This is a genomic window from Halomonas sp. DP1Y21-3 (genome assembly GCF_019801245.1).
In the GTDB taxonomy this organism is placed as follows: Bacteria; Pseudomonadota; Gammaproteobacteria; order Pseudomonadales; family Halomonadaceae; genus Halomonas; species Halomonas litopenaei.
Map to the genome: position 1 here is coordinate 549,476 of NZ_JAHVJM010000003.1, position 14,396 is coordinate 563,871.

The 14,396-nt window shown below is 63.5% G+C and carries 10 protein-coding genes; 5 read left to right on the forward strand and 5 right to left on the reverse strand.

The features are described from left to right. Nucleotides 1–15: 15 nt before the first annotated feature. The 5 genes from fliJ to fliF are packed head-to-tail and all read right to left on the reverse strand — an operon-like array spanning nucleotide 16 to nucleotide 5,378. Nucleotides 16–468, reverse strand: coding sequence for a flagellar export protein FliJ (fliJ, locus tag KUV74_RS11160; protein ID WP_045992437.1), 453 nt, complete (start codon nucleotides 466–468; stop codon nucleotides 16–18). Beyond that, entirely contained in the window at nucleotides 465–1,862 is a 1,398-nt protein-coding gene (gene fliI / locus KUV74_RS11165) for a flagellar protein export ATPase FliI (protein ID WP_222516326.1), read from the reverse strand. Before fliI ends, fliJ begins: the two co-directional genes overlap by 4 nt. After that, nucleotides 1,859–2,608: a flagellar assembly protein FliH gene (fliH, locus tag KUV74_RS11170; RefSeq protein ID WP_222516327.1), complete on the reverse strand. Its 750-nt coding sequence runs from the start codon at nucleotides 2,606–2,608 to the stop codon at nucleotides 1,859–1,861. The genes fliI and fliH overlap by 4 nt, the downstream gene beginning before the upstream one ends. A 48-nt stretch (nucleotides 2,609–2,656) precedes the next feature. Beyond that, nucleotides 2,657–3,661, reverse strand: coding sequence for a flagellar motor switch protein FliG (gene fliG / locus KUV74_RS11175; protein ID WP_045992434.1), 1,005 nt, complete (start codon nucleotides 3,659–3,661; stop codon nucleotides 2,657–2,659). Then, nucleotides 3,654–5,378: a flagellar basal-body MS-ring/collar protein FliF gene (gene fliF, locus KUV74_RS11180; protein ID WP_222516328.1), complete on the reverse strand. Its 1,725-nt coding sequence runs from the start codon at nucleotides 5,376–5,378 to the stop codon at nucleotides 3,654–3,656. Before fliF ends, fliG begins: the two co-directional genes overlap by 8 nt. Before the next feature lie 254 nt (nucleotides 5,379–5,632). Between fliF and fliE the strand changes: the two genes are divergently transcribed. From fliE to cysN, 5 genes are all read left to right on the forward strand, one after another. Further along, entirely contained in the window at nucleotides 5,633–5,968 is a 336-nt protein-coding gene (gene fliE, locus KUV74_RS11185) for a flagellar hook-basal body complex protein FliE (protein ID WP_045992432.1), read from the forward strand. Nucleotides 5,969–6,094: 126 nt separating this feature from the next. Next, nucleotides 6,095–7,774 carry a methyl-accepting chemotaxis protein gene (locus tag KUV74_RS11190; protein WP_222516329.1) on the forward strand — a complete coding sequence of 560 codons (1,680 nt, stop codon included), beginning with the start codon at nucleotides 6,095–6,097 and terminating at the stop codon, nucleotides 7,772–7,774. A 195-nt stretch (nucleotides 7,775–7,969) separates the two neighbouring features. Beyond that, nucleotides 7,970–9,838 carry a methyl-accepting chemotaxis protein gene (locus KUV74_RS11195; RefSeq protein WP_222516330.1) on the forward strand — a complete coding sequence of 623 codons (1,869 nt, stop codon included), beginning with the start codon at nucleotides 7,970–7,972 and terminating at the stop codon, nucleotides 9,836–9,838. Nucleotides 9,839–11,167: 1,329 nt separating this feature from the next. Further along, nucleotides 11,168–12,082 (forward strand): sulfate adenylyltransferase subunit CysD, encoded by a 915-nt coding sequence (gene cysD, locus KUV74_RS11200; RefSeq protein WP_045992429.1) that lies wholly within the window; start codon nucleotides 11,168–11,170, stop codon nucleotides 12,080–12,082. A gap of 243 nt (nucleotides 12,083–12,325) precedes the next feature. Continuing rightward, nucleotides 12,326–14,239 (forward strand): sulfate adenylyltransferase subunit CysN, encoded by a 1,914-nt coding sequence (cysN, locus tag KUV74_RS11205; RefSeq protein WP_222516331.1) that lies wholly within the window; start codon nucleotides 12,326–12,328, stop codon nucleotides 14,237–14,239. Nucleotides 14,240–14,396: the final 157 nt, after the last annotated feature.

Here is a 14,396-nt window from a genome sequence, read left to right on the forward strand (position 1 = left end):
TGAGTTCCTTTGAGGTCAGTAGCCGCCGGGCATGGCGCTGCCGCGCTGCAGTCGGCTGTTGATCAGGTCGTCGCTGGAGCGCTGTTCCTGGCGGGCCTGCTGGCGCAGGCCTTCCTGGGCACGGCGTTCGGCCAGGGTGTCGTAGGCGCTGAGGCGCTGCTGTTCGTGTTGCCACTCGCGCTGGCTGTCGCTGACCTTCTGGCGCTGTTGCTGGAGCGCTCGTCGTGCGGTGGCCAGGGCATCGTCAAGCGACAGCAGGAAGCGCTGAGTATTGTGCAGGGTGGCCGGATCGATGCCACTGCGCATGTTCTGGTGCAGACGCTCTGCGTATTCCTGTCGGTAGTGTTCCAGCGACGACAGCTGATCGGCGACCTGACGCTCGTCTCGGCGGGCGCTGGCAAGGTGCTGCATCGCCTGGTCGCGGGCGTCCCGGGCCAGCTCGGTCAAGGTGTCCAGAGGGGTTCTCATGGGGTTCCTCCCAGGGTGGACGAGAGCGCCTGACGCGAGGCCTCGAGGGTGGCGCATTCGTCGATTCGCTGTTGCAGAAAGGCTTCCAGATCCGGATAGCGGCGCACGGCTTCGTCCAGGCGAGGGTCGTGGCCGGGCTGGTAGGCGCCCACGCTGATCAGGTCACGGTTGCGCTGGTAGCGCGAGAACATGGCCTTGAAGCCCTGGGCCTGGCGGCGCTGGCCGTCGTCGACGATGGCGTTCATGGCCCGGCTGATCGAGGCTTCGATGTCGATGGCGGGGTAGTGGCCGGATTCCGCCAGGCTGCGCGACAGCACCACGTGGCCATCGAGGATGGCGCGGGCGGAGTCGGCGATGGGGTCCTGCTGGTCGTCGCCTTCGGTCAGCACGGTATAGAAGGCGGTAATCGATCCCCCACCGGGCTCGGCGTTGCCGGCGCGCTCCACCAGCCCCGGCAGTTTGGCGAACACCGAGGGCGGATAGCCCTTGGTCGCCGGAGGTTCGCCGATGGCCAGGGCGATCTCGCGCTGGGCCATGGCGTAGCGGGTCAGCGAGTCCATGATCAGCAGCACGTTCTTGCCGTCGTCGCGAAAGCCTTCGGCCAGGCGGGTGGCGTAGGCGGCGCCCTTGAGTCGTTGCAGTGGCGAGGTGTCGGCGGGGGCCGCCACTACCACGGCACGGCGCCGGCCCTCGGGCCCGAGGATGTTGTCGATGAAGTCCTGGACCTCGCGGCCACGTTCGCCGATCAGTCCGACCACGATGACGTCGGCTCGGGTGTAGCGCGCCATCATGCCGAGTAGCACCGACTTGCCGACGCCGGAGCCGGCGAACAGGCCCATGCGCTGGCCGCGGCCGACGCTGAGCAGGGCGTTGATGGCGCGGATGCCGACGTCGATCTGTTCCTCGATGGGAGCACGAGACAGGGGGTTGAGCGGCGGTGTGGCCAATGGCGCCCGGGGGGCGTCATCCAGTTCACCGAGACCGTCCAGCGGAGCCCCGGTGCCGTCAACGACCCTGCCCAGCAGGCTCTCGCCCAGCGGAAAGCGCCGCGAGGCATTGACGCTACCGTCGCCCAGGGGCAGCACCCGGGCGCCGGGCATCAGTCCACTGATCTCGCCAAGCGGCATCAGGAACAGGCGATCGCCGGCGAAGCCGACGACCTCGGCCTCGGCGTAGTCGTGCGCTGAGCCGGCAGCGGTGTGATCTGCCGTGCCGGGAAGCTCGATGCGACAGCTGTCACCCAGCGCCACCTGCAGGCCGACGGCTTCGATGACCATGCCAGTGGCGCGCACCACGCGGCCTGTGGCCCTGGTCATGGGCAGGGGGTCGACGCGATGGGCGACGGCCTTGAGGGCGTGCTGCCAGCGCTGCTGGTGGATCTGGGGGCCGTTCATGGCGCATCGTCCTCGTGGGCGACGCCATGATCCTCTGGTTCGGGGGTGTGGCGCGGGGCCCTTCTGCGCACCTGGCGATTCACCGCCTGCCAGCGACGCTCCCAGGTGGCGTCGATATCGCCCTGTTCGCCGCTGACCCGGCAGCCGCCACGGTGCAGACGCTCGTCGGCGCGCAGGGTCCAGCCGGCGGCCTCGAGCTGCTCGCCCAGGTGGCGCTCCACCAGGCGCAGGTCGAGCGGGTGCAGCCACAGGCGCTGGCGTCCCACCAGGGGCGGATCGGTGTGCAAAAGCCGCTGGACCAGCTCCACCACCTGGCGTGGCCGGGCCTTGAGGGCGTCATCCGCCAGCTGCCGGCCGGTGGCCAGGGCCAGGTCGGTCAGATCCTCGGCCACCGCATCGTCCAGCTCGGACAGTGCCGTGCGGAATTCGTCGACGAGTCGGCCAAGCGGTGCCAGGGCCTCTTCACAGCGTTTGTCCAGGGCGTCGGCGATTTCCTGCTCGGCGCGGGCGCGGCCCTCGGCCAGGCCCTGCTCGAGGCCCTGGGCCAGTCCTTTCTGGTAGCCCTCGTCGTAGCCCTTCTGGTGGCCCTGGGCATGGCCCTCGCGGTGGCCCGTCTCGCGGGCCCGGCGGCGTTCGTCATCGAGTTCCTGGCGAGTGGGCGGGCGCGGGGTCGCTGCGGCCTCGGTGGTGCCGTCGTCGCCTTCCTCGGGCAGCTCGCCCATGTTCCAGCGGCGCCATTGGCTCATGCCGAGACCCTCCTCGCCGGCGTGCCAGGTTCACTGAATCGAGGTGTCCTAGACATAGGCTTCGTCGCCTCCGCTGAGCACGATTTCGCCGTTGTCGGCCAGGCGACGCACCACCTGCAGGATGGCCTTCTGCTCGGTCTCCACCTGGGAGATGCGAATGGGCCCCCTGGCGTCCATGTCTTCCTGCAGCAGGTCGGCGGCGCGCTGGGACATGTTGACCAGGAACTTGGCCTTGAGCGTTTCCGGGGCTCCCTTGAGCGCGATGACCAGGCTGTTGGTCTCGATCTCCTTGAGCAACAGCTGGATGCTGCGGTCGTCCAGATCGCCGATGTTCTCGAACAGGAACATCTCGTCGATGATCTTCTGAGCCAGGTCCTCGCTGTGGGCGCGCACGGTGTCGATGGCGGCCTCTTCCTGGGTGGTGTTCATCAGGTTGAGGATCTCCGCCGCGGTACGTACACCGCCCATCTTGCTGCGTTTGAGGTTCTGGCCGTCGAGCATGCTGGTGAGCACTTCGGTGAGTTCCTGCAGTGCCGCCGGCTGGACGCCGCTGAAGGTGGCGATGCGCAGCACCACATCGTTGCGCTGCTTGTCGTCGAACAGCTCGAGCACGTCGGCGGCCTGGTGGCGCTCAAGGTGGACCAGCACGGTGGCGATGATCTGTGGATGCTCGTCACGGATCAGCTCCGCCACCATGGACGGCTCCATCAGGTTGAGGGCGTCGATGCCGCTGCTGGTGCCGGCAGTTTCGAGGACGTCCTCGATCAGGCTGGAGGCCCGTTCGGTGCCGAGCGCCTTGGTCAGCACCGAGCGGATGTGCTCGCTGGAGTTCATGTTGAGACCGATGAACTCCTCGGTCTCGGTGTGGAAGTCGTGCAGCACGCGACGCATCTCTTCGTGGGAGATCTGCCCGAGCTGGGTCATCTCCCTCGATAGCTGCTGGATTTCCTTGGCATTGAGAAACTTGAACACTTCCGCCGCGCTGTCCTCGTCCAGGGCCAGCAGCAGTACGGCGCTGCGGCGGATGCCGCTCGAGGCTTCGATGTTAGTCATTGGCGTTCATCCAGCTGCGTACGATCATGGCGACCATGCGGGGATCTTCCTGGGCCAGCTCGCGCAGGTCGTTGAGGTTCTGTTCGTAGGCGCTGGCCTTGCGCCGGCGGCGGTTGTCGCGGCCGTAGGTGGCGTCCTCACCGTCGGTCGTCTCGCTGTCACCCTCGGACGCCTCTTCGTCGTCGCTCTCGTCGTCGCCGACCCGTGCCGAGAAGGCGCTGGGCATGGGGGCCGGGGCCACCGGAGCCTCGGTATAACGACGGATCAGCGGACGCAGCACGAGCAGGTAGAGCAGAGCGACGGCCAGGATGATCAGCAGATAGCGACCGAGTTCCTTGGCCAGTTGATGGACCATCGGGTCCTGCCACCAGGTGGGGGCTTCGACCTCGGGTGCCTGGGCGAATGCACTGTTGACCACCGACAGGGCGTCGCCGCGGCTTTCCGAGAAGCCCATGGCCTGACGCACCAGTGCCTCGATCTCGGCGAGTTGTTCCGCTGACAGGGGGGTGAGAGTGGCTTCGCCTTGCTCATCGACGCCGTCCTGGTAGTTCACCACCACCGCGGCGGACAGGCGTTCGATGCCTCCCTTCTGGTACTGCACATGCGATACCTGTCGATCCAGCTCGTAGTTGGTGACGTCATCGCGCCGCAGGCGTTGCGGTGACGCCTCTTCCTGTTCGGCGGTATCGGCGGCGGCCTCGTCGTTCTCCTGCTGCGCGGCATCACCGTTGTCGATGGGTGACGCAGCGGTACCTGGCGCGGTGTTGCTCAGGGCGCCGGGAATGCCGCTGGCCAGGTCACCCTGGCCATTGATGTCCAGGCTGGTCTGGCGACTGCGGACCGCCGCCTGTGCGGGCGGCTGGTTCGGGGTGTAGCGCTCCTGGGTCTCTTCACGCTGGGAGAAGTCGATCTGGGCGGTGACCTGGGCACGCACGTTGGCATGGCCGACCAGCGGCGCCAGGATGTCCTCGATGCGCCGCTGGTAGGAACGCTCGATCTCGGCGACGTAGTCCAGCTGCGAGCCGTCCAGCCCCAGCCCACCCGCGTCGGCCGATGACAGCAGGCGCCCGTTCTGGTCGATCACGGTGACGTCTTCACCGGCCAGGTCGGGCACGCTGGAAGAGACCAGGTGGACCATGGCAGCCACCTGGCCCTCGCCGACACGTCGGCCAGGCTCGAGTGTCAGCACCACCGAGGCCTTGGCCGGCTGACGCTCGCGTACGAACACCGAGTCCTTGGCCAGGGCCAGATGGACACGGGCGTTGGCCACCGGGCCCAACGAGGCGATGGATCTGGCCAGCTCGCCTTCCAGGCCGCGCTGGTAGTTGATCTGCTCGGCGAACTGACTGATACCGAAGGCCTGATCCTGCATCAGTTCGAGGCCGACGTTGCCGCCGTGGGGCAGGCCCTGTTCGGCAAGCTGCAGGCGCAGGGTGTGCAGCTGGTCGTCCGGCACCATCAAGGCGTGGCCGCCGGCGGAAAAGCGATAAGGCACCCCGCGGCTATCGAGTTCAGTGATGATGGCGCCGCCGTCGGCTTCGCTGAGATTGCTGAACAGGACTCGGTACTGTGGGCGCGAAGCCCACATCACCAGGGCGATGATCAGAGCAATCGCGGCGGCGCCCCCGATCATCAAGGGAATCAGGGGTTTGCCGCGTAAGCGGGACGTCAGCCCGGACAGGGGGCCGGAGCTTGAGGCGGAGGCCGCTGAGCTCATGGACGACTCCCGTCGGGGGACGGCAAATGGGGGCTGTTCATTGGCATGACCGGTGGTCCGTGGGTCGGGTGGCCGCGGGCGGTGCCCGGTTCTGTGTTGATGCCCATTATCCCGGGGCTGTGGCCAGCCAATGATCGAAATAGCCCATGTTTTGACGGCCATTTGCTTCGATGACGGTGCGCTCGCTCTTGTTAGGCTTGCTGTCGTGGAGGCGATGCGCCTCCGTCACCGGCCAACGAGACACAGGACCCGTCATGTCGACTCCCGCGATGCAATCGGCCCTTGCCCAGATGACCACCATGGCCCGCGAGGCCAGCCAGGTGTCGTCCCCGACACTGGGGGGCAACACCGAGGCGGCCCAGGCCGACGCCGGCTTCGCCGACGCCTTGAAGTCGTCGATCCAGCGCATCAATGAGCTCAAGGCCACCGCCGATTCGCAGGCCAAGGCCTTCCAGGCCGGGGTGCCGGGGGTCGAACTCAACGACGTCATGGTCGACATGCAGAAGGCCAGCGTGGCCTTTCAGATGGGCCAGCAGGTGCGCAATCGCCTGGTATCGGCCTACAGGGATGTGATGAACATGCAGGTGTAGGTGCCGCGCTCGGCTACCCCCTCGGCGATCCCCCCATCGTCTGCCGACATCTTTATGTAATGTTTTGCTGATATTCCTTCGGCACCCGCTCGCCCGAGAAGCGGGGCAACCAGGGATATTCGCTCCATGACGTCTTTTCGAACGCTCTCCATACGTGCCAGCGGGCTGCTGGCGTTGTCTCTCTTCCTGATATTGATGGTCGGACTGGGTGGGCTGGGCCTATATGCCAATCAGCAGGGACGAGAGGCTTTCGATGTAATGCGCGACGAGCACGTCGGTCAGTTCCGTCTGCTCAATCTTGCCCAGACCAGGGTCTTTCGTTCACGCGTCGAGATGGATCGGGCGGCCAGGCTGACGCGGGTGCCGTCCTTCGATCGACCGGGTCCGGTGATCGCTTCTGCCGAGACGCTGCTGAGCGAGGCCAGGGAGGCCTTCGAGGCCTTCATGGCGATCGATGTCGGCGAGGCCCAGGCAGACAACAAGGCGACGCTCGAGCGCCACTTCCGCTCACTGGTATCCACCGGCCTGGAACTGCAGTTGATGTTGCTCAAGGAGGGAGACCTTGGCGCCTATGATTCGGGCCAGGCTCGACTGACCAGCATGAGCCAGGCCTTTGTCGATAGCGTGGAGGCCTTTTCCACCCTGGCGCTGGAGCAGGAAGAGGGACTGGCTGCCGGCTTCAGGCACCTGGCAGACAGCATGAACCTCGCCCTGGCGGCGGCGCTCACCCTGGCTCTGGTGCTGGCCATGGCAATGGCTCTGACGGTTCGACGCTACCTGCTGGTGCCGTTGAAGCAGCTGCTGGAACACTTCGAGGCGATGGCCCAGGGCCGACTCGAGCGTCGCCTGCCCGATATGGGCAGCATCGAAGTGGGCCAGCTGTATCGGGGCGTGGAGTCACTGCGACGGGCGTTGGTGAAGAACATTCGCGGGATTCGCGAGACCAGCGATGACCTGCGTCACAATGCCGAACGCATGCTCGATGATGGTCGCGAACTGGCCACCCGTACCCAGCGCCAGGCATCGGCCCTGGAGCAGACGGTCGCCAGCCTCGAGCAATTGACGGCGACGGTGGCCCAGACGGTGCAGCATCTGGGGGACGCCAACCGCCTGGCGGGCGATGTGGGCAAGCGTGCCAGCAAGGGCAGTGAGGGCGTTGCAGCGGTGGCGGCGGCCATGGACGAGATCCAGCGCCACGCCGACCAGGTGCAGGCGATGGTCAAGCTGATCGACGATATTGCCTTTCAGACCAACCTGCTGGCCCTCAATGCCTCGGTGGAGGCTGCCCGTGCCGGCGAGCACGGCAGAGGCTTCGCGGTGGTAGCGGCGGAGGTGCGCGGCCTGGCGGCGCGCAGCGCCGAAGCGGCCGGCGAGATTCGCAGCCTGACCGGTGCTTCCAGCAAGAGCGTGGCCGATGGCGCGAGGCAGTCCCGCGCCGCCGATCTGTCGATCCAGGGGATAGCGGCGGCAGTCGGGCAGTTGGGGGGCCGAATCGCAGAACTGGAACAGGCCGCCGGAGAGCAGCATCAGGGCCTCGATCAGATTCATCGGGCGATGGCCGAGATCGATGCTGTTACCCAGCGCAACGCCCAGATGGTCGAGCGCTCACGGGAGGAAGCCGAACGTCTGACTGGCACCGCCCTGGCGCTGGGGCAATCCAGTGCGCACATGCAGCTGTCCGACGAAGACGACGACACCTGCATCGGCGAGATGACGGTAAGAACGCAACGCTCGTGGTGGCGGGGGCTGCAGGCCTGGCGCGAGCGCCGGCAGGCCAGACGATTGACGCAGGGTGTCAGCGCCTGACGGGCGCGGCCCGTTTCCCTATCGTCGATGAGTCGCTCGGGAGCCGTTCGGGAGCCATTCGGGAGCCATTCGGGAGCCATTCGGGAGGCGAAAGGGGGTAATCGTCAAACTTGGGCTAAAGAGGCATTCTCGATGGCCGATAGTCGCTTGTGTCGACCTTGCAGCCGCAAGGCGTAACCCTTGACAGAGAGCGACATGATTCATTCCTTGAGATTTCGGCTCCTGCTGACCACCGTGGCCGTCATAGTGGTGGCCCTGGCCATCAATGGAGCGGTCAACCTCAGCATTCTGCATCACCATCAGGAGCGCCAGGATGCGCAGCAGCTGGCCTCGGTCGCCGAAGGCAATCGGGTGGCCATCGATGAGTGGGTGTCGAGCCACGCTCGCCAGCTCGAGGCACTGGCGCCGGCAGTGTCCGATGCCGATCCCCTGGCGGCGCTGCTGCAGTTGCAGGCCGGTGGCGGCTTTCTCACCACCTATCTGGCCGAGGCCGCGAGCGGAGATGCGATCTTCTCCGACGGCTGGGATGCCCCCGCAGACTATGATCCGCGTCAGCGCCCCTGGTATCAGCAGGCCGTTGAGGCTGAAGCGACCGTGGTGACCCCTCCCTACAAGGATGCCAACACGGGGGGGCTGGTGGTGACCTTCGCCACGCCCTTCTTTAATGAGGGCAGGCTCGAGGCGGTGGCGGGTGGCGATATCACCATCGACGGTGTGATCGATGTGGTGGCCGACATCGCGCCGACGCCGAGCAGTTTTGCCTTCCTCGTCGATGGTGAGGGAGCCCTGGTGGCGCATCCTGATGCCACGCTGAGCCTGGCGCCGGCGACCGAGCTGTCTGCGCGTCTGACGCCGGATTTCCTGACGCAGCTGGGTGACCAGGCACGCCCTGTCACCGTAGACATCGGCGGACGGCAGCGCGAGCTTCTCGCCACGCCCATCAGCGGTACCGACTGGCGACTGGTGATTGCCCTGGACAGCCGGGAGGCCGGTGCCAGCCTTCAGCAGGTGACACAGGCAGCGCTCTGGACTCTGGTGATCGTCGGCCTGGTGGCACTGCTGCTGCTGAGCGTGCTGTTGACCCTCGCGCTCAAGCGACTGTCGATTGCGCGGGATGCCATGGCCGACGTCGCCAGTGGCAACGGAGACCTGACCCGCCGCCTGCCGGAGGACGGCAAGGATGAGGTGGCCCAGATCGCGAGTGCGTTCAATCGCTTCGTGTCGCGCATGGAGGCGGTGATGATCACCATCCGGGACAGCAGCGAGTCGGTGCGGGTTGCCGCCGGCGAGATCGCACTGGGAGGGCAGGACCTGTCGCGGCGCAGCGAAACGACCGCATCGAGCCTGCAGCAGACCTCGGCATCGATCGAGGAGATCACCAGCACCGTGGCGCATACGGCGGCGGCCTCGCGCGATGCCAGGCGGCAGTCGGGGGAGGCCACCGACGTCGCCGAGCGAGGCGGTGAGGTGGTGGACCAGGTGGTGGACACCATGGAGTCGATCACCGAGTCCTCTGTGCAGATCGGCGCCATCGTCAAGGTGATGGATGGTATCGCCTTCCAGACCAACCTGCTGGCGCTCAATGCTTCGGTGGAGGCGGCCCGGGCCGGGGAGCATGGCCGTGGCTTCGCCGTGGTGGCCAGTGAGGTACGCCAACTGGCCACCCGATCCGCCGAGGCTTCCCGTGAAATTCGTAGCTTGATCGAGACCTCCGGCGAGCGCGTGGCCAGCGGTACCGAGCTGGTGCGCCGGGCGGGCGAGACCATGGGCGAGATCGTTCAACAGGTCGGGCGCGTCACGTTGAGCCTGGACGAGATCAGCGTGGCGGCGGAAGAGCAGAGCGAAGGTATCGCACAGGTCAATATCGCGGTGGCGGAGCTGGACCGCATGTCGCAGCAGAACGCGAGTCTGGTCGAAGAGTCTTCTGCTGCCACCGAGCACCTGCTGGAACAGGCCGACCGACTGGGGCGGATGGTGGCAGGATTTACCCTGAGTGAGGCTGCCAGCTCTGCCTCAGCGCCGGCCAATCACCCCGAGCGGGTTGCCGCGCCAACCCCCGCTTGATGCCCTGTTCGTGGGTCGGGGGCCGGGTCTTTCCGGCCCCCGCTTCAACCCTCCACTTCAACCCTCCAGTTCCAGCCCAGGTTCTGCCCCCTGGCGGCGCAGAGCCTGAGTGGTTGCCCCGCCATGCTTGTTACCCCAGGCCAGCAGGCACTCTGCGTCCCGGCCTCCTCTCGACGTGGGATGCCGGGGCGCGCGGTGTCCCTTGGTGGTCTCTCCCATGACAGGCCCCACGCTATCTACTTTCTACCTTTCTCTGTCCCTCTGTCCCTCTGTCCCTCTGTCCCTCTGTCCCTCTGTCCCTCTGTCCCTCTCTGCCTCCTGATTCTTGTGTTCCTCCGCGCCCTGCAGGGCGCCCGTCACCACGTGCCCGGTGACGGCGGAACGTCGATTGGGGGCCAGGAGGGCCTCCTTGAGAAGGATCAGACTGGAGGAAGCGCGCGCCTGGAGCGGCCTGGGAGCTAAAGTTCGGCACAGTTAGTTGCCCTGCTCAATGGCGACTCCCTCATAAAAGCGGCCCTCCGGGCGCCCCCTCATGGCCTTGGCGCCGAGGCGGGGCGTTAGAAGATTACATTTGTTGGATGCTGGCACTTCTGACGATCAAGAAATGTTCTTCGCCAAGATGGTGAAGTTTTAATGAAAAACAATACCGTCGCAGTTAATTATTAAAGTTCTATGCCGGTCGTGACTCACGCCTAACCTAAATTATCCAATACTTGCTTTAATTATTGTACCGAAGAACTAGGCACGAAGCTTTTAAATGTGCCGTAACGACATTATTGCAATGAGCATGCTTTTTCTGGTCTTTGTTTTTTTTGTTATGCCTTTGATTTTTTTGATCTTTTGCTGATTTTTTTGGCGTGTGTGGATTGTGGCCTTTTAGATATTTTTTTGTATTGCAGCATAGTTAAAGGGAGGCGGATTACTCTCTATGCAGTAACCGTTTATTGCCCGCCAATAACCTCGCCCGTGTCTGGATGGAGAAGTACAAAAACATTAGTATCGATGATTGTGATCAAGTGTTAATGAACCGTTATCAATGTTACTCGTCTGTTTGCTACCACGGTCGAGGGCAAAATTCGTTGAAGCAGGGCATGGGAAGGCGTCCGTGACATCCCGGGGCGGTAGCGTGCTTCATCGCCATCAGGTCCAGTGCCCCTCTCCTGCACCAACTCGCGGATCACATGCCGCGCCCACTCTCCGGTGCCTGGAGCCTTGGTGCTGCTGTGGGCTATTCGGGCCAACGGCTGCGGCTACGTCACGCGGGTCGAGTCGGCCGAGTCCACGCATTCCGCCGGCGAGTGTTTCCCTTTCCGAGGACTTCGATCCGTCATGGAACTACTACCCGATCGCCAGACACACCTCCGACAGCTGGAGGCCGAATCGATCCATATCATCAGAGAAGTCGCAGCCGAGTTCCGTTCTCCGGTCATGATGTACTCGATCGGCAAAGATTCATCGGTGATGCTGCATCTGGCGCGCAAGGCTTTCTTTCCCGGCACGCCCCCCTTTCCGTTGATGCACGTGAACACCACCTGGAAGTTCCGCGAGATGATCGCCTTTCGCGATCTCATGGCGAAGCAGTCCGGCATGGAGCTGATCGAGCATATCAATCAGGAGGGGGTCGCGGCCGATATCAATCCCTTTGATCACGGTAGCGCCAAGTATACCGACGTGATGAAGACCGCCGCTCTCAAGCAGGCACTTGATCACCATGGATTCGACGCAGCCTTTGGGGGTGCCCGCAGGGATGAGGAGGCGAGTCGTGCCAAGGAGCGCATCTTCTCCTTCCGTGACAGGCATCATCGGTGGGAGCCGAAGAGCCAGCGTCCCGAGTTGTGGAGCCTGTATAACGCCAAGGTGAACAAGGGGGAGTCGATTCGCGTCTTTCCTCTCTCCAACTGGACGGAACTGGATATCTGGCAATACATCTATCTCGAGGGAATCCCCATTGTGCCGTTGTACTACGCCGCACCGCGGCCAGTGGTGGAGCGGGATGGCATGACGATCATGGTCGACGACGACCGACTACCGCTGCGGAAGGGCGAGACGCCCCAGGAGCGCTGGGTAAGATTCCGTACCCTCGGCTGTTATCCCCTGACCGGTGCGGTGGAATCTCGAGCCGCGACTCTCCCCGAAATCATCCAGGAAATGCTGCTGACGCGGACCAGCGAGCGCAGCGGTCGAGCCATCGATCATGATCAGGCGGGGTCGATGGAAAAGAAGAAGCGCGAGGGGTATTTCTAAATTAGTTGGAATGAATGTTCGTCTGCCGTCTTGTCCTGAACTCGCGAATTGCCGATGGGTGGTGTTCCCGGGAAGGCGGCTACACCCATCGCTTCACCAGACGGCAAAGGCCGCGACCGCGTGGCTCGCCGCATTCCTCCACGCTCCGCTCTTCCAGTCTCCAGATTGCACTCCGGTTCAGCCCTAGTCTCCTCGGCATCCTTGTCCGGGTGCTGTGGCTTGCGCCTCTACCAGGAATTCGTCATGTCCCATCAATCCGAGCTGATCGCCAGCGACATCGAACGCTATCTGAAGGAACACGAGAACAAGGACCTGCTGCGCTTTATTACCTGCGGCAGTGTCGATGATGGCAAGTCCACTCTGATCGGGCGCCTGCTGCATGACTCCAAGATGATCTACGAGGATCAGCTGGCCGCCATCACCCAGGCATCTCGCACCAGCGGCACCACCGGTGACGAGGTGGATCTCGCGCTACTGGTGGATGGCCTGCAATCAGAGCGTGAGCAGGGGATCACCATCGATGTGGCCTATCGATTCTTCTCCACCGATAGACGCAAGTTCATCATTGCCGACACGCCGGGGCATGAGCAGTACACCCGCAACATGGCGACCGGCGCTTCCACGGCCAGTCTTGCGATCATACTGATTGATGCTCGACACGGTGTGCAGACCCAGACGCGTCGCCATAGCTTCATCTGCGACCTGCTGGGCATAGAGCACCTTGTGGTAGCGGTCAACAAGATGGATCTCGTGGCGTATGACGAAGATCGTTATCTGCAGATCGTCGACGAGTATCGGCTCGTCATGGATCGACTCGAGGCCCGGGATATACATTTTGTCCCGCTGTCTGCGCTGAAAGGCGACAACGTGGTCGAGCCCAGCAGCGAGATGCCCTGGTATGACGGCCCCAGCCTGCTCACGCTGCTGGAAGAGGTCGAGATCAGGCACGACCAGAATCTGCGAGATGTGCGCTTGCCGGTTCAGTTCGTCAACCGCCCCAATCTGGATTTCCGGGGATACGCGGGCACCCTCAGCTCCGGTGTCTTGACTCCCGGACTGGCGGTCAAGGTGCTGCCGAGCGGTACCACCAGTCAGGTGAAGCGCATCGTTACCATGGATGGTGATCTCGATGCGGCATTTCCCGGGCAAGCGGTGACCATCACCTTGTGCGACGAGATCGATGCATCGCGCGGAGACTGGATCGTCGGGGTCGATGATCAGGTGCCGCTTCGGTCGGAATTCGTGGCCGATATTGTGTGGATGCACGAGTCCCCGTTGGAACCCGGGAAATTGTATGACATCAAGCTGGCCACTCGGGACCTTGCGGGAAAGGTTGTCGCCATCGACTACCTGGTGGACGTCAACACCCTGGAGCAACGGCATGGGGAGCAGCTGGATCTCAATGCTATCGCGCGTTGCCGTGTCGAGCTCACCACCGCGATACCTGTCGACGACTATCGTACCCACCCTGGCACGGGCTGCTTCATTCTGATCGACCGATTGAGCAATCTTACCGTCGGTGCCGGGATGATCCATAGTCCGTCGGATGCGGAGCTGCCCTACGAATTCCGCAAACACGACAGCAAGGCCAGCGTGGTGTGGAACCGCACCACGGTAACCCAGACCATGCGAGAGAGGATCAATGGCCACCGTGGCTGCTGCGTCTGGTTTACCGGCTTATCGGGCTCCGGCAAGTCGACCCTCGCCAATGCTCTGGAGGTGGAGCTCAATCGACGCGGGTATCACACCATGCTGCTGGATGGCGACAATGTCCGGCATGGGCTATGCAAGGACCTTGGCATGGGGGAGCAGGACAGGGCGGAGAATATTCGGCGAGTCGGTGAGGTTGCTCGGCTTTTCGCAGAGGCTGGGGTGATCGTTATTACCGCATTTATTTCGCCGTTTCGAGCAGATAGAGAGGCGGCCAGGGCGCTGTTTCTTAGCGATGATTTTGTCGAGGTGTTTGTCGATACGCCCCTGGATGTCTGTGAAGAGAGAGACCCTAAGGGACTGTATCAGAAGGCGAGGGAAGGCAAAATTCTGGATTTTACTGGCATCAATAGTCCTTATGAGGCGCCTGTAAAGCCAGAGGTTTCCGTCAATACAGAGATAATGAGCGAGCAAGATATTATTGCGAAATTGCTAAAACATCTGTAACAGTTATTCGTCGTTTATCGCATGACGACGTCGGGAATTTCGCTATGATTATGCTTCGATATTGCACGTTTTTAAGGTCGATTTCAGCCGATGGAAGGGCGCCTGAAAGGGCCTCGGGCCTTTCGAGGAAAAGCGTCTTTCGCCGGGGTGCCACGGT

Excerpts from the sequence above, each read along its gene's own strand:
- fliH (WP_222516327.1), bottom strand. The coding sequence starts at position 2,608 with ATGAGCCAATGGCGCCGCTGGAACATGGGCGAGCTGCCCGAGGAAGGC.
- KUV74_RS11190 (WP_222516329.1), top strand. The coding sequence starts at position 6,095 with ATGACGTCTTTTCGAACGCTCTCCATACGTGCCAGCGGGCTGCTGGCG.
- cysD (WP_045992429.1), top strand. The coding sequence starts at position 11,168 with ATGGAACTACTACCCGATCGCCAGACACACCTCCGACAGCTGGAGGCC.
- fliG (WP_045992434.1), bottom strand. The coding sequence starts at position 3,661 with ATGACTAACATCGAAGCCTCGAGCGGCATCCGCCGCAGCGCCGTACTG.
- KUV74_RS11195 (WP_222516330.1), top strand. The coding sequence starts at position 7,970 with ATGATTCATTCCTTGAGATTTCGGCTCCTGCTGACCACCGTGGCCGTC.
- fliF (WP_222516328.1), bottom strand. The coding sequence starts at position 5,378 with ATGAGCTCAGCGGCCTCCGCCTCAAGCTCCGGCCCCCTGTCCGGGCTG.
- fliJ (WP_045992437.1), bottom strand. The coding sequence starts at position 468 with ATGAGAACCCCTCTGGACACCTTGACCGAGCTGGCCCGGGACGCCCGC.
- fliE (WP_045992432.1), top strand. The coding sequence starts at position 5,633 with ATGTCGACTCCCGCGATGCAATCGGCCCTTGCCCAGATGACCACCATG.
- fliI (WP_222516326.1), bottom strand. The coding sequence starts at position 1,862 with ATGAACGGCCCCCAGATCCACCAGCAGCGCTGGCAGCACGCCCTCAAG.
- cysN (WP_222516331.1), top strand. The coding sequence starts at position 12,326 with ATGTCCCATCAATCCGAGCTGATCGCCAGCGACATCGAACGCTATCTG.